Annotated in this window: 1 protein-coding gene; it reads right to left on the bottom strand. The window is 43.7% G+C overall.

Going from position 1 to position 254, the window contains the following annotated elements; all coding sequences use genetic code 11:
• Positions 1 to 254: S1 RNA-binding domain-containing protein (locus tag JI666_RS21450; RefSeq protein WP_206895111.1), on the bottom strand; the 254-nt coding region annotated here is incomplete at both ends.

The following is a 254-nucleotide window of genomic DNA, read 5'->3' as shown; positions in this document are numbered from 1 at the left end:
AGTCAGTGATAGACTTGATCTTACCAGTTACTTTATCGCCTTTAGCTTGCGCTTCAGCGAAAGACTGCCATGGGTTAGCTTTACACTGTTTCAGGCCTAGAGAAATACGACGACGTTCTTCGTCGATTTCAAGAACCATAACCTCAACTTCGTCGCCTACATTAACAACTTTAGATGGGTGAATGTTCTTGTTAGTCCAGTCCATTTCAGAAACGTGTGCCAGACCTTCAACGCCTTCTTCGATTTCAACGAAG

It is taken from the genome of Bacillus sp. NTK071 (genome assembly GCF_017303315.1).
Lineage (GTDB): Bacteria > Bacillota > Bacilli > Bacillales > Guptibacillaceae > Guptibacillus.
The sequence above is the reverse complement of the archived record's forward strand: the minus strand, read 5'-3'. Positions and strand labels throughout refer to the sequence as shown.